Raw genomic sequence first — 25,536 nt, 5'->3', positions numbered from 1 at the left:
CTGTTATGGAATTGTTAAATACTCGCAGGTGTAATGTAAGGCTGCTTTATTTTGAAAGAAATCTTTTGAAATGGCCATAATATGAATATAATTAGAAACAAATTTTTTAAAAATGATGAAAGACTTAAGAAGGTGAATATATTGCTTAAACATTCACATTTGCAATCTATCTTATTAACAATAGCTTTAATATTCTATATAAGCTTTTGCTTTATATTTTTATTTGTTTTTCCGAATCATTATTTTGTATCAGATTTTAATATCCGGCTATCATCCTTAGTTGTTGAAACTACTGTATTTATCTCATTACTTTATTCTATATTATCCGGAAAAATTAAGTTAGGAGTATTCTGGGTTTGCATTACTATTGCAATAGGGTGTTTCTTGATAGGGAATTTTATATCCGCTTTTCAAGTACTTAATGTAGAATTGCCGATACAAAATTTTAATATCTCTGATGTATTTTTGTTGTTTTTCTTATTCTTCTTTCTCTTTGCATTCTTTTATAAAATCATTATGGAATGTAACAAGTGGGAAAAAGCGTATTTAATTTGTGATTTATGTATTGTTGTTACTGCCATTTTTACATTAGAGTGGTACCTGTTTAATAAACCTTCTGCAAATATCTTATTCTTATCAATTGGAGATGTTTTTCTCTCATTTATTTTTCCAATTATAGATTTATTACTCCTTTTATTAGGAGTGAGTCTAATCTTTCGACCAGCTATTTTTAATGCGAAAAGTAAATTATTTATTTTTATCCTCGTATTAACTGGATTGGCTATTACAGACTACTTGTATTTTTACTTACAAGATGATTTATCAGATCGTTCAGTTATATTATTAAGGTGTTTGTATAGAGTTTTCCTATTATTTATCGCCATTGCCGCTTCGATCCCAAAGAATGCATCTTCTAGAAGGAATTATTTTATTATCGATCCCACATTTGGGAAGAAACTTTTTGTTATATTTCCTTATCTTGCAGTTGCGGTATTAATTGGCTTTACTTTAAAAGAGCAAACTTCCTCGGCTACACTTATTACTGGGAATTGTATTGCATTTGTATTTGTGCTGATTCGTCATACTATCGTACGAATGCAAAACAGAGATTTAACCGAAATGTTAAAAGTGTTTAATAATCAATTAGAACAAAAAGTATCTCAAAGAACAGAAGATTTAATAAAAAAATCCAATGACTTGGTCAAAAATCAAGAGAGATTTAAGTCATTATATGAGTATCATCCAGATCCTATATTAACGATTAATTCAAATGGTACTGTGTTAAATATAAACCAGGCTGGAAGTATGTTATTAGGAAAAAACAGTGATGAATTAATAGGTAAAGAGTGCTTCTCAATTTTTTTAGATGAAGATAGATCTGAATTGGAAGCGGCTCTACAGGAAGGGAAACGATGCAGTTCGGCTTCGTTACAATTATGTGTGAAAAATAATAATGAGAAGGACATTCATTTTTGGTACGTCACCATTGTTCCTATTATGATAGAAGGGCAAACTTTTGGGAGTTATGTAATGGTAAAAGACATTACGAGAATGAAGCAACAACAAGATGAGATAAACTATCTAGCATTCCATGATACAGTGACGGGGATTGGAAATCGAATATTCTTCCAAAAAGAATTAGAAAAATCCATTGAGCGTGCACAAAAAACGCAGGATGAATTTGGACTCTTGTATATAGATTTAAATCGTTTTAAGACTATTAATGATACACTGGGACATTCAATTGGTGACAGTGTCTTAAAAGAAGTTGCTAAACGTTTTAGGACATGTCTGTTACCGGCTATTCCTCTAGCGAGAATAGGGGGAGATGAGTTTGCAATCATAGTCCATAACTGCACAGAGCAACAGCTATTGGATTTGTGTGAAACTCTATTTCGTATAACTGAAGAAGCATTTGTAGTAAATCAGCATAGCTTTTACTTATCTCTTAGTATAGGAATAGCAGTGTATCCGTTTGGAGGAATAAATACTACTACACTTTTACAACATGCTGATATTGCTATGTATAGTGCAAAGGAAAAAGGTAATAATGCTGTTTGCATGTATGACGAGACATTATCAAAAAAAATAACAAGACGATTACGATTAGAACAGGATTTACCTAATGCATTAGAAAATAATGAGTTGTTTCTATTATATCAACCACAAGTTGACAGTAAGACTGGTATGGTTATTGGTGCAGAGGCTTTAATTCGTTGGCAACATCCAGAACTGGGACTTATTTCTCCTTTTGAATTTATACCTATCGCGGAAGAAACGTCGCAAATTATTCCAATTGGGAAATGGACGTTACAGGAAGCGTGTCGACAACTGAAAAAGTGGCATTCTGCAGGCTGTGCAAATCTAAAAATGGGGATAAATTTATCAGCTATAGAGTTTGAACAGAAGGACTTTGTTCAAACAATCATATCTACCATAGAAGAAGTAGGGGTACCTGCTAGTTCGATTGATTTAGAATTAACAGAGAGAATAGCAATGGTAGATGAAAAAGAAACCTTATCGAAGTTAAAAGCATTAAAATCATATGGTGTACATTTATCAATTGACGATTTTGGTACAGGGTATTCTTCATTAGCATATCTCCCTTTGTATCCAATTGATACGTTAAAAATTCCAAGAGAATTTGTTAATAGGATTGGAAATTCTACTGATGGAAATGAAATTATTCATACCATTATTTCACTAGCGCATACTTTAAACATGAAAGTGATCGCAGAAGGGGTGGAAACGAAGGAACAATTAACAGTGTTACAACATAATGCATGTTATCTAATTCAGGGCTATTACTACAGTAAACCTGTAAGTGAAGATGAATTCATCAAGTTTTTAAGCACAATGTAGCGTCACCTTTTCAACAAAAACCACAATCTAGATTTGTTTTTTGTTGAAATTATAACAAATAGAGGACAGCAAAGTAACCGTTCAAATGTTTTATCCATAAGTTTTAGCATTTAATTTGGCTTAATAGGAAATTCTATTGAGCAAAGACCTTATCTGATTGTAGTTTTAGAAAGGAGAGAAGCGGATGGATTCAATATGGCTAGAGTATGCTTGGGCATTGTTAATTTTAATAGGATTAGAAGGATTGTTATCGGCTGACAATGCCCTTGTCCTAGCAGTTATTGCGAAACATTTACCCGAAGAAGAGAAGAAAAGAGCTATAAATTACGGAATCATTATGGCCTTTGTTTTTCGATTTGCAGCTCTATTTGCGATTTCATTTATTGCAAACGTTTGGCAAATTCAGGCGATAGGAGCAGCTTATCTTCTTTACTTAGGATTAAAGCATGTTATTCAGGCGCAATTCGGAAAAAACAATCAAAATATTCACGAGGAAGATGAAAAGGAAGCAGCAGGTAAAAGCTACTGGTTCACAGTAGGAAAGATTGCATTAGCTGACCTTGCTTTCGCGATTGATTCAATATTAGCTGCGGTCGCTCTTGCCCTCGGTCTTCCAGATTCACCGTTAGAAGATTTCGGTGGTATGGATGGAGGACAGTTCATAGTTGTACTTCTCGGAGGGATTGCCGGACTTATTTTAATTAAATTTGCGGCAACTTGGTTTGTACAATTACTGGAGAAACGTCCAGCACTAGAAACAACAGCATATGCAATTGTTGCCTGGGTCGGCGTCAAACTTGCTGTAATTACACTTGCCCACGAGGATATTGGTATTTTAGACCATGATTTCCCGCACAGTACAACTTGGACTTTAATCTTCTATGGAGTATTAGTTGCTATCGCACTAATTGGTTGGTTTGCACCGGGAAGTAAGTCATCTCAGAATAATCCTGAAAGGTAGTAAAAAGGTCAGAGCATTATGTGCTTTGTCCTTTTTAACGCATTACCCGAAAGAAGTCTCTTTCCTTAAGTGTGTGAAGGACAATAGCTCAACTGTAGGTGGGAGATGAATTTCTGTTACCGATCTCTGTAATTTTCGCTGTCGATACTGTAATGTGGCGAGGACCAATGTTAAACAAATGGATTCAAAACTTCCTTGCGAACACGCACTGGGGAGAATTAGACTATCTACTTCTTGATTTACCACCTGGAACAGGAGACGTTGCGATAGATGTCGCTGCGATGATTCCACAAGCGAAGGAAATTATCGTTACGACACCTCATAACGTAGCTTCATTTGTCGCGTCTAGAGTAGGAGTCATGGCAAAACATACGAAACACGATATTTTAGGTATCGTTGAAAACATGGCATATTACGAAGAACAAGACGGCTCAAGAAACTACCTCTTCGGAAAAGGTGGCGGCGAAATGTTAGCAGAACAACTGCAAACAGAAGTAATCGCCCAAATACCTTTTGCGAAGCGTGAAGAAAATAAAGGCTCATGTGTATATGACGAAGACTCGCTCGTTGGAGAGATATTTACTTCTTTAGCGGAGGATCTAATTTATAACGGATAGATTGATATAAAAGTGGGATACATAGCACGTATGTATCCCACTTTTTATTTTTTATGGAGTTATTTCAATAGTTTTAAAGGCTATATTTAAGATTGCAGTAACTTCGAAACCATTTGTGGAATTTGATTTGCTTGTGAAACCATAGTAAGTGCAACTTCAGTTAACAATTTAAACTTTAAAAAATCACTCATTTCTTGCGCCATATCCGCATCTTCAATTCGAGAAGCAGCATCTGTTAACGCCATGCTTTGGCTATTTAAATTTTCGATATTAAACTGCAAACGATTCATCATCGTGCCAAGATCAGCACGATGCAGTGATACATTTTGTAAAGCTTCTTCGATTTTACAAATCGCCACTCTTGCTTCTTGTTCTGTTGAAATCTTAATGTCGTGTTGTGTAGGGGAATGGGGAATAGGTTTTGGCATATTTAGTGTATGGTCAATATCATCTAATGTAACAGGACGGTTTTGACCGTCAAATACGGATAAATCATTAAACTCAGTTGTCTCACCAATATAGCCAATTTGCTCTGTTAAAGACTGAAACTCTTTATTCAGTGAATTACGGTTTGTATTTAAATTTGTACCATTCGCAGATTGAACAGCTAAATCACGCATACGCTGCAAAATATTCGTAACAGTTTGAAGAGCAGCTTCCGCTGTACGAAGCATTGATATTGCATCCTCATTATTACGAATTGCAACGTGCATACCACTCGCTCTCGCATGCATACGAGTCACAATCGCAATATTTGCCGGATTATCAGAAGCAGCATTTAACTTCTTACCAGTCGCCAAATGTTCCATCGCAACATTCATACGTTTCTCATTCTCATAAAACGATTGCCTAGCATTCATACTTAAAACATTCGTACCAATACGCATAATGGACACTCCTTATAGATTCATATAGGGTCTTAAAGCTAATAAACGGCTATGAAAAGAAAAAGGACTTATGCTCATTTCCTATTTGTGTTTTAACATGGGATGGAGTAAAAATAGGCACTGACCGCTTCTACGCATCGCTGATGCTCTCTTTCACCTAAAAAAAAGAAAGGTTTTACAAATAATTCATTTATATAGAAAAAATGAACCTCTCTGCAAGCAGAGAGGTTCATTCATGAAACTAACTCAAATGGCTTATTGTAATAATTTAGAAACCATTTGTGGAGTTTGGTTTGCTTGAGAAAGCATGCTGATACCAGCTTCGTTCAAGATCTTGAACTTAGTCATTTCAGACATTTCTTTCGCCATGTCAGCATCTTCGATTTGAGAAGCAGCTGAAGCCATGCTTGAAGATTGGCTCTTCAGGTTGTTTACGTTAAAGTCTAGACGGTTTAATGTAGCACCTAGAGTTGCACGGTTAGATGCAATTGTATCTAATGCAGCATCGATTGATTTAATTGCATCAGAAGCGTTTGATGAAGATTTTGTAATATTACCTACTGCAGGTGCAGTATAAGCAGTTCCGATTGCTTGAGCTTTTGCAAGGTCTGGAGCAGCTTCATATGCTTCAATTTTCTCTTTAATATCTTTAATTGCAGCGTCGTTCATTAAATTCTTATCAACTTTGTCAAATGCTGATTTAAAGTTATCAACGGCTGTTTTAATTTGTGCTGGAGTAGAAGTACCAGTTAGTGTACCTAATGCTGTTTTAGCAACACCTACAGCATCTGTATTTGTTTTATCTGTAGCAATGTCTCCTGCTGTAATTGCGATTGTTTTAGTACCAGTTCCTTCAATAGATAATGTATCAATATTTAAAGATTTAGTAGATGAATCAGCTAGATTAATATTGATTTGTTTAGCTGTATCTGCGTTATCTAGAGTTTGAATAGCAATAGATTTGTTATCGCCATTTAATAATTTCTTATCGTTAAACTCTGTGTTTTTAGAAATATAATCAATTTGTTCTTTTAATGCAGAAAATTCTTTATCTAATGCTTTTTGGTTATCGCCAGTGTTCGTACCGTTCGCAGATTGGTTAGCGATGTCACGCATACGAAGTAAGATGTTAGATACAGAGTTTAAAGCTGAGTCAGCTGTACGGATTAATGACATACCGTCTTGTGTGTTGTTAGCAGCTACTCCTAATCCGCTTTCACGAGCACGCATACGAGTTGCGATTGCAAGACCTGCTGCATCGTCAGAAGCGTTGTTGATACGTTTACCGCTTGATAAACGGTCCATAGCGTTACTCATTTTTGCTTGGTTTTGGCGCATGTACTCTTGAGTACGCATGCTATTAATGTTTGTATTAATTCTCATGTTAAGAACCCCCATTTTTTTATATTGATTTTTCTGCAAATTGAAAAACGGTAATATGCGAAAAAATCGATTTCGAGATTTATTGTAATCCTTGCTACAACGGGTGTCAACTAAAAATTCGAATTAATGAATATAAAAAAATAACAGTTTAACAATCTATTCATTTTTTTATTACAATATTATTAAAAGGATTATTGCAAACTTTTTAAAAAAACTCTAATATTAGATTATCTTTGTTTACCGAAAAGGTGATATTATGGTAGTTGGAAATATAGTAAAAGAAGTTCTTGCATATAAAAAAGGACAAATTCAGCAAAAGTTAAGTAGTCCACAAGCGTTCGTTAGTAGCCGTTTTCAAGATCAATTGCAGAGTGAACCTGCGAAGGAGACGAAAGTTGCTAAAGAGCCGGCAAAAGTAGAAGATATGAGTCAGCCGGTACAATCTACGAAAATAGAAACGGTTGTTAATAAACCGGAAGAATCTATTAATAAAGTAGAGGAAGCGAGTAAACCTGAGGAGACGGAGAAAGCTGAAACGAAGAAAGTAGATGAAGTGCAAGTCGCACAAAAAGAGTTTGAACGACGTTTCCCAGAAACGAAAAATGAGCCTGCTGATACGTGGGGATTAACGAAGAAGTATAATATTCAAAAAATACGTTCTTCCAATGAAGGTAAGTATGAGGATATTATTGATCGTGTAAGTAATACATATGGAATTCCGAAAACGTTAATTCAAAAAATGATTGAAGTGGAGTCTAATTTTAATCCGAAAACGGTGTCACATGCAGGGGCGATGGGGCTTATGCAACTTATGCCAGCGAATGTGAAAGAGATGGGTATAAAAAATCCATTTTCACCAGCTGAAAGTATTGAAGGCGGCGTGAAAGAGTTAAGTGGTTATTTAAAGAAAAATAACGGTGATCTCGTATTGGCGCTTGCTTCTTATAATGCTGGTCCTGGTAATGTGAGAAAGTACGGAGGCGTACCGCCATTTAAAGAAACGCAAGGATATATTAAAAAAATATTAAATATCGACGTTTCAAAATAAGAAATTTCATATATAGAGAGAACATGAAATTTTTGTGAACATGATATGGGAGTTGGCTAGATTTGAAATTACAAGATGATATTCCGTTAACAATTTATTTTGAAATCGGAAATACGAAAAAGAAAATTGAAGATCTGCTTCATATTACGAAAGGTACATTGTATCGTCTTGAAAATTCAACGAAAAATACGGTGCGTCTTATGCTTGAGAATGAAGAGATTGGAACCGGAAAGATTTTGACGAAGAATGGGAAAATGTACGTCGAAATCGTTGAATTGAAAAGGTAGGGAAGGGGATTGTCATGAGTGGCGAAAAATTAAGCCAAGAGCAAATTGATGCCCTGCTGAAGGCGGTAAATGAAGGCGAGGAAATGCCAGCTTTCGCACAAGAAGCAGGGAAGCAAGATAAATTTCAAGAGTATGATTTTAATAGACCGGAGAAGTTCGGTGTTGAGCATTTACGTAGTTTGCAGGCGATTGCGTCTACTTTTGGCAAACAGACGTCACAGACGTTGTCAGCACGTATGCGTATTCCAATTGAACTCGAGCCTTCGACTGTTGAGCAAGTTCCATTTACGAGTGAGTATGTGGAGAAAATGCCGAAAGATTATTATTTATATTGCGTTATTGATCTCGGTTTACCAGAGCTTGGAGAAATTGTTATTGAGATTGATTTAGCGTTCGTTATTTATATTCATGAATGCTGGCTTGGCGGAGATAGTAAGCGTAACTTTACTATGCGCAGACCGCTAACAGCGTTTGAGTTTTTAACGCTTGATAATATATTCTTGCTTCTTTGTAAAAATTTAGAGCAATCATTTGAAAGCGTTGTTGCGATTGAACCGAAGTTTGTAACGACGGAGACAGATCCGAATGCGCTGAAGATTACAACGCCAAGCGATATTATTTCATTACTGAATGTAAATATGAAAACAGAGTTTTGGAATACGACAGTTCGTATCGGTATTCCGTTCTTATCTGTTGAAGAAATTATGGATAAGTTAACGTCTGAAAATATTGTCGAACATTCTTCGGATAAGCGTAAAAAGTATACGTCTGAAGTAGAAGTGAAAGTAAATCAAGTGTACAAACCTGTTCACGTTGCGATTGGTGAGCAAAAGATGACGATTGGTGAGATTGAGAAAATTGAAGAAGGCGATATTATTCCGCTTCATACGAAAGTAACAGACCAACTACGTGGTTATGTAGATGGGAAACATAAATTTAATTGTTTTATTGGGAAAGATGGAACGCGTAAGGCGCTCCTATTTAAAAGTTTTATAGAGTAGGAGGATCCATATGAAGCATGAAGTATCTCCTGTGTCATTAATGGGATTAGAAGAATTTGCAGGGAAGCGAAATGAAGCAGGTAAAGCGCATATTGATACCGTTTCGGATATTTCGATTGAACTTGGTGTAAAGCTTGGGAAGTCATCGATTCAGCTTGGCGATGTGAAACAATTAAAAGTTGGCGATGTTCTTGAAGTAGAGAAAAATTTAGGACATAAAGTAGATGTATATTTAAGTGATATGAAAGTCGGTATTGGTGAGGCGATAGTAATGGACGAGAAGTTTGGCATTATTATTTCTGAAATTGAAGCTGACAAGAAACACGCGGCGCTTATGAAGGCGCAAAATCAAATGCAGGATAAAGAGTAGAGGAGGAGTCATATGTCGTATATGACGACCTTATTTCAAGTCGTTTTACTGTTTGGTGCGCTCGGTTATGGCGCGTATTATATGACGAAAAAGACGCGCAAACAGCAGTTTTTTAAGCAAGGTGAAAACGGCCATATTCAAGTGAAAGACGGTGTGTATTTAAATCATCAAACGAGCGCCTTTTTGTTTGAAGTGGACGGAAAGCAAGTGTTCACTGTTATTAGTAATAACGGTGTGCAATCTGTGCAGTTAACAGGAACAGGAAATCAGTTTCAACAAGCGCTAGAAGACGCGGTGAAGAGTGAAACGAAAAAAGTAGAGGATCCATCATGAGAATAAAGAAACAGTTATCGTTATTTGCCGTTATTTTCGCATTTTCTATTATTTTTTCATTTGTTTTTGTAAATCCAGCGTATGCAGCCCCGAACGGCTTTATTAATTTCGAAAATGGAAAAGAGTTTACGAGTAATTCAAGTGTACAACTATTCGCGCTCGTTACCCTTCTATCATTATCTTCTTCTATCGTTCTTTTATTTACGCATTTTACTTATTTTATGATTGTTCTTGGGATTACTCGTCAAGGGCTTGGGGTTATGAATTTACCACCGAACCAAGTGCTTGTTGGACTCGCATTATTTTTATCGCTGTTTACAATGCAGCCAGTGCTTGGTCAATTAAAGAGTGATGTGTGGGACCCGATGACGAAAGAAAAAATAACAGTAAGTCAAGCTGCGGAAACGACAGCTCCGATTATGAAAGATTATATGTCGAAGCATACGTATAAGCATGATTTGAAAATGATGCTGAAAGTGCGTGGAGAAGAGTTGCCGAAAGATTTAAAGGATCTTTCATTGTTTACGCTTGTGCCATCCTTTACGTTAACGCAAATTCAAAAAGGTTTATTAACGGGGATGTTCATTTATTTAGCGTTTGTCTTTATTGATTTAATTATTAGTACACTTTTAATGTACCTTGGGATGATGATGGTACCGCCGATGATTTTAAGTTTACCATTTAAAATACTTGTTTTCGTATATTTAGGTGGATATACAAAAATCGTCGATATTATGTTTAAAACGGTCGCCTGAAGCGTTTGATGCTATGTGATAGGAGTCATATAAATGAATACGTCACCAATTATAGATATTTTCCAAACCTTTTTTTATAAAGGGGTTATGATTTTAATGCCGATTGCCGTTGTGAGTATGATTGTCGTTATTATTATCGCCGTTATTATGGCGATGATGCAAATTCAAGAGCAAACGTTGACGTTTTTACCGAAAATGGCGAGTATTGTGCTCGTTATTATCATTTTAGGTCCGTGGATGTTTCAAGAGTTAACGATGCTTATTTTAGATTTATTTGATAAAATCCCATCGCTATTGCGTTCGTACTAAGATAGGTGAACTGAAATGAATATGGAATTATGGGCGGCGACGTTTTTTGCGTTTTGTCGCATTACTTCATTTTTATATTTTCTACCGTTTTTCTCAGGTCGATCAATTCCGGCGATGGCAAAGGTTACATTTGGACTCGCTCTTTCGATTACAGTGGCAGATCAAGTGGATGTCTCTCATATAAAGACAGTTTGGGATGTAGCAGCTTATGCAGGAACGCAAATTGTAATTGGGTTATCACTTTCAAAAATTGTAGAGATGCTGTGGAACATTCCGAAAATGGCAGGGCATATTTTAGACTTTGATATCGGTTTATCACAGGCGAGTTTATTTGATGTAAATGCAGGATCACAGTCCACTTTGCTATCAACAATTTTTGATATATTTTTTCTTATTATTTTTATTTCACTTGGCGGCATTAACTATTTCGTTGCCACGATTTTAAAGTCGTTTCAATATACAGAGGCGATTTCAAAATTGTTGACGACTAGTTTTTTAGATAGTCTACTCGCAACGTTATTATTTGCAATTACATCAGCGGTTGAAATTGCTTTGCCACTTATGGGCAGTCTATTCATTATTAATTTCGTCCTTATTTTAATCGCAAAAAATGCACCGCAATTAAACGTTTTTATGAATGCGTACGTAATTAAAATAACGTGTGGTATTTTGTTTATTGCGATGAGTGTACCGATGCTCGGTTATGTGTTTAAAAATATGACAGACGTATTACTAGAAGAGTATACGAAACTATTTAACTTTTTCTTAACGAAGTAGGGGGACGCGCATGGCAAAGGATAATAAAACAGAAAAGGCCACCCCGCAGAAGCGTAAAAAATCGCGTGAAGAAGGGAATATCGCCCGGAGTAAAGATTTAAATAATTTATTTTCCATTCTTGTATTAGCAGTTGTCGTTTACTTTTTCGGAGATTGGCTCGGCTATGAGATTGCCCATTCCGTAGCGGTACTGTTTGATCAAATTGGAAAAAATACAGATTCGACCGAGTATTTTTATTTAATGGGTATATTACTTCTGAAAGTATCGGCTCCTATATTAATACTTGTATATGCTTTTCATTTGTTCAATTATATGATTCAAGTTGGTTTCTTATTTTCTTCTAAAGTACTTAAGCCGAAAGCATCACGTATTAATCCGAAAAACTATTTTACGAGATTGTTTAGTCGTAAAAGTTTAGTAGATATTTTGAAATCACTGTTTTATATGGGATTAATCGGTTACGTTTCGTACGTTCTCTTTAAAAAGAATTTAGAGAAAATCGTTAGTATGATTGGATTTAACTGGACAGCGTCACTTACTGAAATTATTAGCCAAATTAAATTTATCTTTTTAGCCATTTTAATTATTTTAATCGTTCTTTCCATTATCGATTTCATTTATCAAAAATGGGAGTACGAACAAGATATTAAGATGAAAAAAGAAGAAGTAAAAAGGGAGCATAAAGATAATGAAGGAGACCCGCAAGTAAAGGGGAAACGAAAAAACTTTATGCATGCCATCTTGCAAGGGACAATTGCGAAGAAGATGGATGGTGCAACGTTTATTGTGAACAACCCGACGCACATTTCGGTTGTGCTTCGTTACAATAAACAAGTTGATGCAGCGCCTATTGTCGTTGCAAAAGGGGAAGATGAGCTCGCATTATATATACGAACGCTTGCCCGTGAACAAGAAATACCAATGGTGGAAAACCGTCCGCTTGCTCGTTCTTTATATTATCAAGTTGAGGAAGACGAGACGATTCCAGAAGATTTATACGTAGCTGTAATTGAAGTTATGCGCTATTTAATTCAAACGGACGAACTTGAAGTATAATAGCGCGTTTGGAGGGGATCTCTTTGTTTAAGATGGATTCTGCAAGAACCTATTTTTCTATCTTTTTAGCAGCGTCATTCGTTGTGGCGCTCTTAATTCCACTTCCACCATTTATACTTGATATCGTTATCGTTTTTCTACTAAGTATGTCAGTGCTTATTTATATGCGAGCTACAAGTATTAACGAGTGGGATGAATTAAAGTCATTTCCGACGATGTTGTTATTAATCGGGATTTTCCGCGTATCGATTAACGTTTCGACGACGCGAGCGATTTTAACAGACGGAAATGCGGGTCATGTTATTGAAGAGTTCGGCCAGTTCGTAATTGGCGGGAACTTATTAATTGGTATCGTTATTTTTATAGTATTAATCATATTCCAGTTTATCGTTGCAAACGGTGCGTCTCGTACAGCTGAAGTTGCAGCTCGTTTTACACTTGATTCTTTACCAGGGAAACAAATGTCTATCGATGCTGACTTGAATCAGCGTCTTATTACAGAAAAAGATGCACAGGCGAAACGAAAAAAATTAAATATGGAAACAGAGTTTTACGGAGCGATGGATGGTGCCGGAAAGTTCATTAAAGGGGACGTTATTTTCGGGATTGTCATTTTATTCGTAAACATTATTTTCGGTTTAATTGTTGGTATGATGCAGCAAGGAATGAGCTTTGCAGATGCGGCTATTCACTATACACAGTTAACTGTCGGTGACGGAATTGTAAACCAAATCGGTTCGTTAATGCTTGCGATTTCAACAGGTATTATCGTAACGCGTGTATTTGACGGTTCAGCAGATACAGTAACTGAAGGAATCTTTAAAGAGTTATTAGCGCATGAAGTTGTTGTATATGCACTCGGTGGTTTATTTATCGCAATGGGTGTTTTTACACCGCTACCATTTCTACCATTTGCTCTCGTTGGAGGCACGATTATTTTCTTAGGAGTTCGTAATAAAAAGCGAATAAAGAAAGAAAAAGAAGACGAGCTTCAAAAAGAATTAGAAATGATTCAAGGCGATGAAGAGCAACTGCAACAAGTGGAAGATTCATTCGGAGTCTTTACAGATAAATATCCAATTATTGTAGAGCTCGGTTTAGATTTAGCGGCACTTGTAAAGCAGAAGATAAACGGGGAAACAGCTCGTGATAAAGTTGTTCTTATGAGGAAGTCGATTATTACCGACCTCGGTATTAACGTTCCTGGAATTAACTTTAAAGATAATACGAGTTTTAGACCGCGCGGACGTTACATTATTCGTATTAAAGGTGCGAAAGCTGCTGAAGGTGTTTTAAAATCAGGTTATTTACTAGCACTGAAAACACCGAACGTAATGGCTGATTTAGATGCAGAACCAGCGAAAGATCCAATTTTTGGTGAAGATGGATATTGGATTTTGGAGCATATGGTACAAGATGCACAAATGAAGGGCTATCAAGTGTTAGAGCCGCTTAGCATTTTAATTACGCATTTAGATGTTGTCGTTAGACGTAACCTTCATGAGTTAATTCAGCGTCAACATGTGAAAGACTTGATTCACTCGCTTGAAACTGATAATGGCGTTTTATTAGAAGAAATTAAAAAGAAAGAAATCGATTTATCACTTGTTCAAAATGTTATTAAACAACTGCTGAAAGAAGGAATTTCAATCCGTGATTTACCAACGATTATTGAAGGTATTATTGACGGGAAAGAAATTTATCAAAACCATGTGGATGGTGTGACGGCATTTGTTCGTGAATGTATTTCAAAAGTTATTTGTGAGAGTGCGAAAAATCCTGATGGGAAAATTTATGCGGCACTCTTCGCTGATTCGCTTGAGTTAGATGCAGATGTTGTTAATAATTCATACCAAGGTTATTTATTAAACTGGGATTTAGATTTAGAAACGCGTGTAGTAGAACAAGTACAGCGCGTTTTCAAACAAGCTCGTTTAATGGGAAGAGAGCCAGTATTATTAACACGTAGAAAAGATTTCAGGTTTGCGATTGTGAGACTTCTTGAACGTTATCAAATAGAAGCTAAAGTATTATGTATTAGTGAATTAGCACCAGAAATTGTTGTAGATCAAATTGCTTATATTGAATAGTAGGGGGTGAAGTAATGGAAAGTACAGAAAAAAAAGAAGCGTTAATGCGAATAAAAGCAGCTTCGAAAAATGAATTGTATCGAAAGTTATTTGACCAATATGGTACAGATTATTACTACGTTGTCGATGAAAGTGTAAAACGAAACATCCCGTTTTTTTGGAAGAAGAATTATGAAATGTTAGTCGCTTTTCCTGAAGATAAACAGGAAGAAAGTAACGAAGGCGTAACTCAATTTCATGACCAATTAATGGATGTTGTAAATGAACCTTCAGAAGAAATCGTGAAGGTGAATGGAATTCAATCAGTCTTGCACAATTTAGAAAACGTAACGACTTCTATGTCGTACGCAGCGATGCAAACAGGAAATAGTGAAGAATGGGCAAGAAAAAAAGAGAAACTATTACAACTGTTTGAAAAAGGAATCGTCGTTGTGAAACATACAGAAGAGACGAAAGTAACGAAAAAACAGCCTGCTGTGAAACAAGCTATTCCCGTAAAGAAAGAAGAAGTAGTTATAAAACAAGAAAAACAGGAATCTGTACCATTTATTATTCAAAAAGTAATTCGGATGTTAGAACAAAACGATGTGGAACAATATTTCATTCATGCATATGCTGAAAAATTAAAAGTGAAGTTTGAGAATGCAACGATGATTACAGAAGAAGAAGTCATCGGATACATATTGGAAGATATGAGATCTCATTTCAATACTGAAAACGTATTTGAAAAAGAGGTACAAACAATTGCATTAATCGGTCCAACTGGCGTTGGAAAAACGACGACACTTGCGAAAATGGCGTGGCAGTTTCACGGTAAGAAAAAAACGGTTGGTTTTATTACAACAGACCACTCTCGCATCGGAACGGTACAGCAACTGCAAGATTACGTGAAAACAATTGGATCAGAAGTTATCGCTGTGCGGGATGAAGCCGCAATGGCACGGGCGCTTACTTATTTTAAAGAAGAAGCGCGCGTCGATTATATTTTAATAGATACAGCCGGAAAAAATTATCGTACGTCAGAAACGGTTGAAGAAATGATTGAGACGATGGGGCAAGTAGAGCCAGATTATATTTGTTTAACGTTATCAGCTTCTATGAAAAGTAAAGACATGATTGAAATCATTACGAACTTTAAAGATATTCATATTGATGGTATCGTGTTTACGAAATTTGATGAAACAGCAAGTAGTGGTGAATTGTTGAAAATTCCAGCAGTATCATCAGCTCCAATTGTATTAATGACAGACGGACAAGACGTGAAGCAACATATACATATCGCTACAGCTGAACATTTAGCGAAACAAATGTTACAAACATCGTAAGAAAAGAGGTGAAGAATAAGGCGCTTGCCTTATTCAAACGAGTATGAACGGTCTTTATATAGGTTCTATGGGTATGATGAATTACATGCAGCATATTAATGTTCATTCAAATAACGTTGCAAATGCCCAAACGACAGGATTTAAAGCAGAAAACATGACTTCTAAAGTATTTGATGTGCAAGACACATATCGCCGCGGTGACGGAGCTACGACAAATATCGGTTCGGTCGATTACGCTGTCGTACCAGCTGCGACGCATGTGAACTTAGTACAAGGAAATGTGCAAATGACAAATAGTGCTACAGATTTCTTTTTAGACGATGGTGCGGCTGGCACATCATCATTTTTCGTTACATCTAAAAATGATGAAACATTTTTAACGAGAGATGGAAACTTTACAGTAAATAGTGATCGTTATTTACAAACATCTGCAGGTGCTTTCGTAATGGGTGAGAATAATGAACGTATTCGTATTTCAGAAGGAGAAAAGGTAGCTGTACAAGCAGACGGTACATTATACGATGAAGTAACACAAAATAATATTGGCCGCTTGCAAACGAAAACAGTAGATGCAGAAACGAACGCTCGCCTCGTGCAACGTGAAAACAAAAGCTTTACACTAGCAGAAGGAAATATTGCTGATTTACCGAATGGAACAGGGATTGTGAAAAATCATATGCTAGAAAATTCAAATGTTGATATGACGAAAGAGATGGCAGATTTAATGACGAGTCAAAAAATGATTCAAGCATCACAGCGCATCATGACTTCATTTGATAAAATTTATGAAAAAGAAGCGAATGAAATATTGAGATAAAGGACTCCCGTTAGCGGGAGTCTTTTTTTATCCCGTAAAAGCCCGATTGGTGAAGGCTAATAATCAGAGGGGGGAACCCCCCTCTGATTAAAGTTTCATTTTATTGTTGCTTTTATTATAGTTACATCATAAAATGATAATGATTATCAATATCATTTTATCTTTAATAAGAATAGAAGCTGCGATGGTCGTATCACTTGTTTAATTAGGTGAATTAAAAACTAAGGGGAAGGTGTGTACATATGTCTACAAAAAAACAGCTTTGCATTGGGTTATGTTTGATTTCTAGAAAGAAAGAGCAAGAGAATAAGTTTGATTCAGGAATCGATGAACAAGTAGAGTTAGCACAACTGGCAGAGAAGGCTAAGTTAGATTTTGTTTTTAAAGCGGATTATTTAGTGGCACATCCAGATTTAATTGCACGTAATAAGGGGAATGTAATTTTAGATCCAACATTACTTTTTACTGCAATTGCTTATGCGACAGAAAAAATTGGAGTCGTTACGACCGCTTCAACATCATTTTATCCACCATATATACTAGCGAGGCAACTACAATCTTTAAATTGGATTAGTAACGGCCGAGTAGGATGGAACATTGTCACATCCATTGATGGTGCTGAAAACTTTGGTGAGACAGGGATGCCACCATCTGAGGAACGATACGCGAAAGCGGAAGAATGTACAGAGTTAGTGAGAAAACTTTGGAGGAGCCATCCTTATGAAGTTTTAAAAGAAGACAACGCAGATGTAATTAGAGAAATGGTACAGCCGATTGAGCATAGTGGTGAACATTTTGAGGTGAAAGGTCCACTTAATGTTCCGCAACATATTTCTGGGGAAATGCCTTTATTTCAAGCGGGTGCTTCAGAGTCTGGCCGGAATTTCGCTGCTTCTGTTGCGGATGCAATTTTCGCCGCGATGCCAGATGTAGAGTCAGGAATCGAACTTCGTCAAGATTTAAGAAGAAGAGCAGAAAAGCATGGCCGAAAGCAAGATGATATACGTGTATTGCCTGGTTTATATTTCTTTATTGGTGATTCATATGAAGAAGCACTAGAAATGCACAGGCAAGCTCATCAACACCTTACAAAAGAGAAGAGGTACGCTTTACTTGAAATGGTTCTCGGATTAGACGTTAGAGGGCTACCATTAGAAAGTAAGGTTACTGAACATATGCTACCAAGTATGGATCAAACTGTACGTAGTAAAACACATGCCGAATTATTACGAAATTTCATCATTAAAAATGAACCAACTGTTGAGCAAATACTAGAACGACCAGAAGTTGTTGGTTCTGCTCATTGGGTCGCTATTGGCACACCACAAGACATTTTTAACCAAATTACGGAAAGATTTGAAGCAGGAGCACTAGATGGATTCATTGCAATTCCAGGTGGACCTCCTAAATCATTGGATTTATTCTTTAGTGAAGTGATTCCTTTATTCGTGAGAGCAGGTGTATTTAGAGAAGAGTATACAGGTTCAACTTTACGTGAGCATTTGGAGGATAATATATCAAATTCTTTGCAGTTAAAATAATAGGAACATTATGTACAAAAAGCCTTTTAAAAGAAGGCTTTTTTATTTGTGTTTTAAAATTCAGAATCATTAGTTGACTATAAGGAACTTCTTTTCTATATTAGTAGTTATAACAATAACTACTATCAGAAAATGGAATTAGAGCTATATAGATTGTGATGGATGAAATAATAAAGGAATTGGGTTCTCCCAGTATGAATGTAAAGCTTATATAGGTTTATTAAAACATTATCCAGTAACAGGGTGTGAAGTGAGTAAACAAGCAGGCGTATCCCGTTCCATGATTTACGAGGTGCTCGGCTAAAGGCGCAGTGCATTTAGTTCCTTCTGAACCAGTGAAATATGGACCTGTAGCAGCTAAGGGATTAATGGATCGAATGCGAAAAGCTTTTGAAAGATCCTTTGAATTGTTAGACCGAAAATTAAATTGTTTAGAACAGGAGCGACAAATGGATGTAATTATAAATCTAGTTCATATCGTAACAGGAAAACGTAGTATGGAAGAAATGGGGGGAGAGAAAGGTGAATAAAGCTCAGGCACATATGACATTGCAGAGCGATGATACATTTCAACAAGGCGTAAAGGATTGTTTACCAACTGTATTTGGATATTTGAGCATCGGTATAGCGGCTGGTGTAATTGCGAAAACAGCAGGTTTCTCCATCATTGAAATTGCTTTTATGTCCACTTTAATTTATGCAGGTTCTGCCCAATTTATATTAGCAGGTATGTATGCTGCCGGTGCTCCGGCTTCGGCAATCATTTTTACCGTATTTTTTGTTAATCTACGCCACTTATTAATGAGCGCTGCGCTTGCACCCTATTTCACAAAAATTCCTCTATTTAAAAACTTAATAATCGGTTCGCAAATTACAGATGAAACTTTCGGCGTTGCAGTGCAGCACGCAGCGCAAAAAGGTTATTTAGGTGAAAAATGGATGCTAGGATTAAACGTAACAGCATATTTAAATTGGATTATCGCTACAATTATTGGCGGACTCTTTGGTGAATGGATACCAGATCCTCATACGTACGGGATGGATTATGCCTTACCAGCAATGTTTATTGGATTATTTGTTCTCCAACTTATAAGTAGTAAACCGAAACTAGCAATTCATCTTACTGTTGCGATTGTAGCTATTATTATTGCATACGTTTCACATTTGTTTATGCCAGATAGCATAGCAGTTATTATCGCAACACTGTTAGCTGCGACTATAGGGGTGGTGATTGAGAAGTGGAAATAAGATTAGATATATTATTACTTTTACTAGCGGCAGGAGCAGTTACACTCGTGCCACGTATATTACCTCTTCTCGTATTTAGCAAACTGCAAATTCCAGATTGGGGCTTAAAATGGTTGAATTACATACCGATTGCGATATTAGCAGCACTTTTAGCGCAAGTATTATTTATGCATGAGACAGTGCAGTGGGATTATATCATTGCGGCAATTCCGACATTTTTAGTAGCGATATATACTCGTAGTTTATTAGGAACAGTATTAACAGGAGTCATTGTGATTATTTTGTTACGTTTATTTTTCTAAAAAGGATTCAGCTCATATAATAGCGAAAGGTGTAATAACATGAAATATATAGGGGTGGTGTTATGATACTTTTAACGATAGGAGCAATTTTGTTAACGGTATTCATTTTCTTTATTATCGGTTTTATTACGTTTATGATGGTTGTTGATAAGGCGACACCTCAAATTTACTACACACCTTGTGAATCAGTAACAGTGAAATCTAAAGGTAAAAATAGAAGGAAGAAAAGTTGATGTTGGGCTTTTCTTCCTTTTATTTTTACATTCCCGAAAGAACTAACAACAATAACCCAAATAGAAAACTAATAAAGTGAAACTTTAATCAGTGGGGGGTTTTGTTCATCCCCCACTGATTATTAGCCTTCACCAATCGGGCGTTTACGGGCAGTTAATCTCTCACCTAACTTCTTTGCTTCAGCCGAATTTTGAGGTGGGAGTCTTACTGCCCGTTAATGCGGGATAAAAGAAAGAAAACCAATAGATATGGAAAAAATACGATTGTTCTTCCAGTCGCGTACGAAAACGATAAAGCCTAAAACGCAAAGGAAAAACCAAATAGGTAGAAATATAAATCGACTAACTTTCTCAGGTAGTAATGAATAAAAATTTGTTAAATATAATATCCAATTCGCAAAAAATAAAGCGCATACGATGAATGATTGGAAGTAGGGACGGTTTAAAAATGTCCCTTTTTTAACTGTTATAAAAATGAGAGTTAACGCTGAAATAACGGGAATTATTATGAAAATAAGTAAGAGTAATGTAAGTGACATATGAAACTGCTTTACAAAATAGTTTTCATAAGAAATGAATCTATTATGTTGTATACTTGCTTTGCAGATTGCTCGTTATATTTTTCAGAGTATGGATTTAAAAATCCATGTTCACCATGTAGTTGTTTTATTTCTACTAAAGGGTTATTTTGTTGCTGTAATGTTTGCATGAAGGAGGATACTGAAAAATTAGTTTTTTTTTCAGGGAAAATAAGTAATGTTGCACACGAAGGTTTCATGTGAACATAGTCGCGTATACGGGAACCGTAACATCCAATGATAAAATCTAGTTTTGGATTGTTACTACAGAGCCAGGCGATGGTAGCTCCAACACTAAAACCGATAAGTCCAATATGTGTGTAACTACTGGAAAGGCTAGTAATGAGTTCTTCAATTTGCTCTTTTCCATCATCAAATCCAATTTGATTCATAAAATACTGATATGCTTTTTCTTCATCACTATAATGAAATGCATTTTGTAATTGTAGAAGGTTAGGACAAAATACATCTATATTAGATGAAGTGAAGCGGTCTATAACGTGCTGCATATGATCATTTCCGCCATATATTTCATGAACAACAACGAGAGCTAATTTTTTCTTCATAGTTACAATGTACCTCTATGAAACTTATATTCTTTCTCAACAAGGCAGATACGCAGGTGGAAGTTTTCGTACCATTGCTCACGGCCCCTTTTTTTCGCTTCTTTATGTAAGGCGTTCTTTTTCCAATTTTCAATTGCTTCAAGTGATTCCCAATAAGAAATTGTAATTCCAAGTCCCGAATTATCACGTGAGCTTTCTACACCTAGAAATCCAGGTTGCTGTTTTGCAAGTTCCTCCATCTTTTCGGAAACGGTACTATAGTCTGTTGTGTTATTTGAAAGTTTAGAAGTAAATATAACAGCATAATAAGGGCTAGTTTTTTGTGGAGTGTTCTCCATACATTTTCCCCCTTTAAAATCAGTTCATAGTTTGTATTTTAGCACGTAATAAAAAGAAAAGAAGCATGAGGCTTTTTGTCTTCCTCTAATTGATGCATAAAGAAATCTTGTTCAGGGATTAGCATTATAAAATACTTACGGTGCTTGAACAAACACAACATTATTTTTAGAAAAATAGCCAACCGTTCGTTAAATAAAATAAATGACATTACTAAAGAAAAATAAATGATCACAAAACCTTTCATTTTAGAAGATTGGATGATCGTTTTTCCTATTGTTATTATTTGTATCGTTCTTCTAATGATCTATTTGAAAAAACGAAAATAGTATGTATTGAGTGTGTGAGAAGAGGATTTATAAGTTTATTATTGTTCCTCGTAGGGCTTGCATTAGTTATATACATAATTGTATAAACAATTATGTATATAAAACAAGAGTAATACGGTTTCCAGTAAAAAGGTTTCAATTCATCTGGGAACTCTTTTCGTATATAGCGGGAAGTGACGGTTTTAAAATTATTCACAACATTAGCTAAGTGAATTTGTGGCGGAATATCAAACAGATATGTATGTGATCCTCTTCACCGTTCATTTCAATCATTATATAATTCCACTTTGTAAATAGGTTGTGGGCAATTTCCACGAGCTATTTTTTTATGTTTTCATTAATACAAGATGTCTATATTTTGTAACTATAATTAAAAGATATGTTAGTTTATATATTGCATGTCTATTCTTGTTACATTCATGCGTGAAACCATCCCTTATTATTTTACAACTAAATTAATATAGGTTACATTTTTAACATACTCAAATACGAAAAGGAAGGAGGGTTTGTTGGATGTCCGCGACAAAATCTAAAACGTTAAAACATAAAATAACAAATCAAACAAACATATTTGAACTAACGATTCAAATTTTTAATGAAGCCCTTTCGTATTTTATGAATGTTATTGATAAAGAATTTTTAAGTTTGGACGATTGGAATACAAAAGGAATCGTACCGGCCGTTGAAAGGTTGACGCATACGACGAAAACAAACCCACTTCCTAAATATAAAGAGTTCAACCAACAGTTTTACAAGTTCCCTAGTTATTTCAGGCGCGCGGCTATCGCTTCCGCCTTCGGAAAAGTGAAAAGTTATCGTTCCTTACTCCGAAACTGGATAGAAGAAAAAGAACAAGCGAAACAAGAGGGGAAACGTTTTTCAAAACGGCCACCTTCTTTTCAACTTGAACACAATGAATTTCCTATTTTCTACCGCGGTAATATGTTTGAAAAAAGAAGTAACCATGAAGCGAAATTAAAGTTATTTATAAAAAAAGATTGGGTTTGGATAGATATTACATATAAACCAATGGATTTAGAAAAGAGAGGCGTTTCAGGTTGGAAAGAATGCAATCCAAAGCTGATAAAAAGTGGGAAGAAATACTACCTAGCTATCTCCTATGAGAAGAAAATTCCGTTAAATAAAACAAACATAAAAGACCAAACGATTATTTCTGTGGACCTTGGAATGACCAATTCTGCGGTATGTTCTGCTATTCGTCCCGATGGAACTGTCATTGGACGTACATTTATTAACCAGCCAATAGAAAAAGACCGGATGGATCGAATGAGTAAGAACGTAAAAGTCGCACAAAATAAATATGGGTACATTTCCGCTCCTAACCTTTGGAGAAAGATAAACGGTCTACAAAAGCACATCGTAATAGATACAGCTCGACGCATCGTAAACTTTGCGGAACAGCAACGTGCTGATGTGATCGTATTTGAATTTTTAGGGGAAATGAAATTTCCACCTAACACTTACGGAGCCAAACGACTCAAACAAAAATTACATCATTGGTGCAAAAATGGCATTCAAAATAAAGTACAACAAATGGCGCACTACCGAGGAATTCGTATTCGCCGAGTAAATGCTGCAAATACTAGTAAATTAGCCTATGATGGCTCAGGTGAGGTTGTACGTAATCATAAAAAAGACCTCGCAACATTCCAAAATGGCAAGGTCTACCATGCTGATTTAAATGCAGCTTACAATATAGGTGCACGTTATTTCTTACGTGAGCATCTTAAAGCTTTTTCTGAAAAGAAAAAGTTGAAACTTGAGGCAAAAGTACCTCAAGTTTTAGCCAGAACACAGCAATCCTTATCTACATTCATTAGTTTTCTTCAGGCGGTCGCACTAGCGGTGTGAAAATGCTTGAGTTAACCGTATTTATGATGAAGGATGCTCCATCAAAATCTATGATTTAGGTGGAGAGGTTCACGTGGCATTGCTTATATTTCCTCTAAGCTATTAACTGGAACTGTTAATTCGCGTTTTGGATTTGTTACTTCATATATGCGGGCGGTTTCGTTGCTTTCGTCAACGTGTTGAATCATAACAGGCATGCCTTGGAAACTGACATTGGCTTCTTCAGATGACTCGGAAAGCTCTTTTGCGCGTTGTATATTCATTTATATTCCTCCCATCATTATTATCTTTGCAAAAAAGGAGGAATAATATACCATTTCGAGACATTTTTAAAGTTTTTGTATTATTCGTAATGTTTCTTTAATAAATGAAGAGAAGATGGAATCCGGATAGGATTTTATCTTTTGAGCGGCTTCTGTAGCTTCCTCAAGAGCTCTTTTTTTATCGTTAAGTTTAACATAACAAAGGGCACGATATGCACCAGCTGTTGTAAGCCACGCTTGATCAAGTGGATGGTTCATATAATCCGGCATGATACCACGTTGCAATGTTTGTAAAGCCTCCTCATAACGTTTTAAGCCGTATAAAGCTTTACCTTTTTCAAGATAATACAATCCGTCGTCTTGAAAAATTGGCTCATCTTTAAGTTTTTCTCGAAATTGTTCTAGGTGTTCTAATGCAATTGTATATTCATTAGTAATTGTGTTGTAGTAGTAAGCTTTTAAAAGATCAATAATAGCAATGGATAAAGTATCTTCTGTAAAAATGGCGAATTGCTCCGATTTTTTTATGTAATATAAATATTTTTCTTTATCAGCTGTAATGACTTTTTGGTAAGATAAAATACGGTAAAATTCGTCTGTTTTATAGTATACTTGATGTTTTTTTGAAAATGCGAGTGCTTCTAATATGTTTTTTTCACATTGTTCATAATTGCCACATGCTAGTAAAATGATGGCTTCATATAAACATAACTCGATATGTATAATGAGATCCATTTCTAAATGTTTCTCTTCATAGTCATTTCGGATACTAGCTATAAGTTGTAAACATTCAGCATATTTTTTACGTGTGAATATCGTAAAGGATAATTTTAATTTTGTTTCCGTACTGTCACGGTATAAAGTATATTTTTCAAAAATAGAAGTAGCCTTTTCAACGTAATATTCAATGTTATAATCTTTCATAATCGCTGCAGCTGTTACAAATTGTTTATATAAACGAGCGGTATTTAAAGTAGAAGGTAGTTCTTTTTGAACGATAGGTAGTAAAGTCTCATATACTTCATCACATTTATTTGCCTTTATTAGTTGTTCCATTTGTTGAATGAGTTCTACCATTTCTACATCATCTTCTTCTAGTAAAAAACTCGTTTCGCATCCAAGTTTTTCAGCGATATATTGTAATGTTTTCATGGAAGGTGTAGCTTTTCCATTTTCAATTTGACTTAGCATACTTTTTGTCAGTTCTGAACCTGCTAGCTCAGTTTGAGTAAACTTTTTTTCTTTTCGTAACGTTTTAATTTTTTCGCCTAGAGTAGCCATCACATGCTCCTTTATAATTAAAAAGTTAAATACAATTAAACTTTTCGTTGTAAAAATTGGAAGGTTGATTATATAATAAGTTTAACACAATTTAACTTTTAAGGGGAG

General features: G+C 35.6%; 27 protein-coding genes and 3 pseudogenes. 22 read left to right on the top strand and 8 right to left on the bottom strand.

Annotated elements, in window-relative coordinates; translation table 11 throughout:
• The first annotated feature begins 141 nt into the window (after positions 1-141).
• The 3 genes and pseudogenes from MKX77_RS15840 to MKX77_RS15830 form a co-directional block, all read left to right on the top strand.
• Positions 142-2,862: a sensor domain-containing protein gene (locus tag MKX77_RS15840; protein ID WP_341307196.1), complete on the top strand. Its 2,721-nt coding sequence runs from the start codon at positions 142-144 to the stop codon at positions 2,860-2,862.
• A gap of 184 nt (positions 2,863-3,046) precedes the next feature.
• Positions 3,047-3,823 carry a TerC family protein gene (locus tag MKX77_RS15835; protein ID WP_341307195.1) on the top strand — a complete coding sequence of 259 codons (777 nt, stop codon included), beginning with the start codon at positions 3,047-3,049 and terminating at the stop codon, positions 3,821-3,823.
• Positions 3,824-3,972: 149 nt separating this feature from the next.
• A pseudogene (locus MKX77_RS15830) lies at positions 3,973-4,440 on the top strand (P-loop NTPase); the annotation flags it as partial.
• Between the two features lie 86 nt (positions 4,441-4,526).
• Here the strand turns inward: MKX77_RS15830 and MKX77_RS15825 are convergent.
• Together MKX77_RS15825 and MKX77_RS15820 are read right to left on the bottom strand one after the other, a co-directional pair.
• Positions 4,527-5,327 (bottom strand): flagellin N-terminal helical domain-containing protein, encoded by an 801-nt coding sequence (locus MKX77_RS15825; protein WP_341307194.1) that lies wholly within the window; start codon positions 5,325-5,327, stop codon positions 4,527-4,529.
• Between the two features lie 255 nt (positions 5,328-5,582).
• A complete protein-coding gene (locus MKX77_RS15820; protein WP_341307193.1) occupies positions 5,583-6,710 on the bottom strand; it encodes a flagellin N-terminal helical domain-containing protein in 1,128 nt (375 codons plus the stop codon).
• A gap of 256 nt (positions 6,711-6,966) precedes the next feature.
• On the opposite strand from MKX77_RS15820, the gene MKX77_RS15815 reads away from it, so the two are divergent.
• The 17 genes and pseudogenes from MKX77_RS15815 to MKX77_RS15735 all read left to right on the top strand — a co-directional run bounded on the left by MKX77_RS15815 (position 6,967) and on the right by MKX77_RS15735 (position 20,203).
• Positions 6,967-7,758 (top strand): lytic transglycosylase domain-containing protein, encoded by a 792-nt coding sequence (locus MKX77_RS15815; RefSeq protein WP_341307192.1) that lies wholly within the window; start codon positions 6,967-6,969, stop codon positions 7,756-7,758.
• A gap of 62 nt (positions 7,759-7,820) precedes the next feature.
• A complete protein-coding gene (locus MKX77_RS15810; RefSeq protein WP_000775712.1) occupies positions 7,821-8,045 on the top strand; it encodes a flagellar motor switch protein FliN in 225 nt (74 codons plus the stop codon).
• Positions 8,046-8,059: 14 nt separating this feature from the next.
• Positions 8,060-9,046: a flagellar motor switch protein FliM gene (gene fliM / locus MKX77_RS15805; protein WP_215555861.1), complete on the top strand. Its 987-nt coding sequence runs from the start codon at positions 8,060-8,062 to the stop codon at positions 9,044-9,046.
• A gap of 10 nt (positions 9,047-9,056) precedes the next feature.
• Positions 9,057-9,416, top strand: coding sequence for a flagellar motor switch protein FliN (gene fliN, locus MKX77_RS15800; protein WP_002064660.1), 360 nt, complete (start codon positions 9,057-9,059; stop codon positions 9,414-9,416).
• A 12-nt stretch (positions 9,417-9,428) separates the two neighbouring features.
• Positions 9,429-9,749, top strand: coding sequence for a hypothetical protein (locus MKX77_RS15795; RefSeq protein WP_000121176.1), 321 nt, complete (start codon positions 9,429-9,431; stop codon positions 9,747-9,749).
• Positions 9,746-10,504, top strand: coding sequence for a flagellar type III secretion system pore protein FliP (locus MKX77_RS15790; protein ID WP_002126633.1), 759 nt, complete (start codon positions 9,746-9,748; stop codon positions 10,502-10,504). Before MKX77_RS15795 ends, MKX77_RS15790 begins: the two co-directional genes overlap by 4 nt.
• A 33-nt stretch (positions 10,505-10,537) precedes the next feature.
• Positions 10,538-10,813 (top strand): flagellar biosynthetic protein FliQ, encoded by a 276-nt coding sequence (locus tag MKX77_RS15785; protein ID WP_002011993.1) that lies wholly within the window; start codon positions 10,538-10,540, stop codon positions 10,811-10,813.
• Positions 10,814-10,828: 15 nt separating this feature from the next.
• On the top strand, positions 10,829-11,590 hold the full coding sequence (locus tag MKX77_RS15780) for a flagellar biosynthetic protein FliR (RefSeq protein WP_001055697.1): 762 nt from the start codon (positions 10,829-10,831) through the stop codon (positions 11,588-11,590).
• A 10-nt stretch (positions 11,591-11,600) separates the two neighbouring features.
• Positions 11,601-12,647 carry a flagellar type III secretion system protein FlhB gene (flhB, locus tag MKX77_RS15775; RefSeq protein ID WP_341307191.1) on the top strand — a complete coding sequence of 349 codons (1,047 nt, stop codon included), beginning with the start codon at positions 11,601-11,603 and terminating at the stop codon, positions 12,645-12,647.
• Positions 12,648-12,670: 23 nt separating this feature from the next.
• Positions 12,671-14,737 carry a flagellar biosynthesis protein FlhA gene (gene flhA / locus MKX77_RS15770; protein WP_002086444.1) on the top strand — a complete coding sequence of 689 codons (2,067 nt, stop codon included), beginning with the start codon at positions 12,671-12,673 and terminating at the stop codon, positions 14,735-14,737.
• A gap of 14 nt (positions 14,738-14,751) precedes the next feature.
• A complete protein-coding gene (gene flhF, locus MKX77_RS15765; RefSeq protein ID WP_341307190.1) occupies positions 14,752-16,062 on the top strand; it encodes a flagellar biosynthesis protein FlhF in 1,311 nt (436 codons plus the stop codon).
• Between the two features lie 43 nt (positions 16,063-16,105).
• Positions 16,106-16,879 (top strand): flagellar basal-body rod protein FlgG, encoded by a 774-nt coding sequence (locus MKX77_RS15760; RefSeq protein ID WP_341307189.1) that lies wholly within the window; start codon positions 16,106-16,108, stop codon positions 16,877-16,879.
• Positions 16,880-17,121: 242 nt separating this feature from the next.
• A complete protein-coding gene (locus MKX77_RS15755) occupies positions 17,122-18,420 on the top strand; it encodes an NtaA/DmoA family FMN-dependent monooxygenase (protein WP_341307188.1) in 1,299 nt (432 codons plus the stop codon).
• A gap of 178 nt (positions 18,421-18,598) precedes the next feature.
• A pseudogene (locus MKX77_RS15750) lies at positions 18,599-18,929 on the top strand (TrmB family transcriptional regulator); the annotation flags it as partial.
• A 34-nt stretch (positions 18,930-18,963) separates the two neighbouring features.
• On the top strand, positions 18,964-19,668 hold the full coding sequence (locus tag MKX77_RS15745) for an AzlC family ABC transporter permease (RefSeq protein WP_445819116.1): 705 nt from the start codon (positions 18,964-18,966) through the stop codon (positions 19,666-19,668).
• Entirely contained in the window at positions 19,659-19,970 is a 312-nt protein-coding gene (locus MKX77_RS15740; protein ID WP_215555870.1) for an AzlD domain-containing protein, read from the top strand. Before MKX77_RS15745 ends, MKX77_RS15740 begins: the two co-directional genes overlap by 10 nt.
• 62 nt (positions 19,971-20,032) lie before the next feature.
• A complete protein-coding gene (locus MKX77_RS15735; protein WP_002135439.1) occupies positions 20,033-20,203 on the top strand; it encodes a DUF3951 domain-containing protein in 171 nt (56 codons plus the stop codon).
• 215 nt (positions 20,204-20,418) lie between these two features.
• Here MKX77_RS15735 and MKX77_RS15730 read toward each other — a convergent pair whose 3' ends face one another.
• Genes MKX77_RS15730 through MKX77_RS15720 form a run of 3 tightly spaced genes read right to left on the bottom strand, consistent with a single transcriptional unit; the run spans position 20,419 to position 21,685 of the window.
• The gene (locus MKX77_RS15730) at positions 20,419-20,742 is read right to left on the bottom strand and encodes a hypothetical protein (RefSeq protein WP_341307186.1); all 324 of its coding nucleotides are present in this window, start codon (positions 20,740-20,742) and stop codon (positions 20,419-20,421) included.
• A gap of 11 nt (positions 20,743-20,753) precedes the next feature.
• Positions 20,754-21,347: a dienelactone hydrolase family protein gene (locus MKX77_RS15725; RefSeq protein ID WP_341307185.1), complete on the bottom strand. Its 594-nt coding sequence runs from the start codon at positions 21,345-21,347 to the stop codon at positions 20,754-20,756.
• 2 nt (positions 21,348-21,349) lie between these two features.
• Positions 21,350-21,685, bottom strand: a complete 336-nt coding sequence (locus MKX77_RS15720; RefSeq protein WP_215555874.1) for an antibiotic biosynthesis monooxygenase family protein — start codon at positions 21,683-21,685, stop codon at positions 21,350-21,352.
• Positions 21,686-21,913: 228 nt separating this feature from the next.
• On the opposite strand from MKX77_RS15720, the pseudogene MKX77_RS15715 reads away from it, so the two are divergent.
• Positions 21,914-22,012 (top strand): annotated as a pseudogene (locus tag MKX77_RS15715) (class C sortase); the annotation flags it as partial.
• Here MKX77_RS15715 and MKX77_RS15710 read toward each other — a convergent pair.
• Positions 21,966-22,208: a hypothetical protein gene (locus MKX77_RS15710; RefSeq protein WP_319805991.1), complete on the bottom strand. Its 243-nt coding sequence runs from the start codon at positions 22,206-22,208 to the stop codon at positions 21,966-21,968. The pseudogene MKX77_RS15715 and the gene MKX77_RS15710 sit on opposite strands and share 47 nt — an antisense overlap.
• Positions 22,209-22,525: 317 nt before the next feature.
• On the opposite strand from MKX77_RS15710, the gene MKX77_RS15705 reads away from it, so the two are divergent.
• Positions 22,526-23,884: a transposase gene (locus tag MKX77_RS15705; RefSeq protein WP_341307184.1), complete on the top strand. Its 1,359-nt coding sequence runs from the start codon at positions 22,526-22,528 to the stop codon at positions 23,882-23,884.
• 83 nt (positions 23,885-23,967) lie between these two features.
• Here MKX77_RS15705 and MKX77_RS15700 read toward each other — a convergent pair whose 3' ends face one another.
• Positions 23,968-24,147: an H-type small acid-soluble spore protein gene (locus MKX77_RS15700; protein ID WP_001025736.1), complete on the bottom strand. Its 180-nt coding sequence runs from the start codon at positions 24,145-24,147 to the stop codon at positions 23,968-23,970.
• Positions 24,148-24,213: 66 nt separating this feature from the next.
• A complete protein-coding gene (locus MKX77_RS15695) occupies positions 24,214-25,428 on the bottom strand; it encodes a helix-turn-helix transcriptional regulator (RefSeq protein ID WP_341307183.1) in 1,215 nt (404 codons plus the stop codon).
• Between the last annotated feature and the right edge of the window lie 108 nt (positions 25,429-25,536).

The organism is Bacillus sp. FSL R9-9410 (genome assembly GCF_038050385.1).
GTDB classification, from domain to species: Bacteria; Bacillota; Bacilli; order Bacillales; family Bacillaceae_G; genus Bacillus_A; species Bacillus_A cereus_U.
Note: the sequence above shows the minus strand (reverse complement) of the source record. Positions and strands in the feature narration are given on the sequence as shown.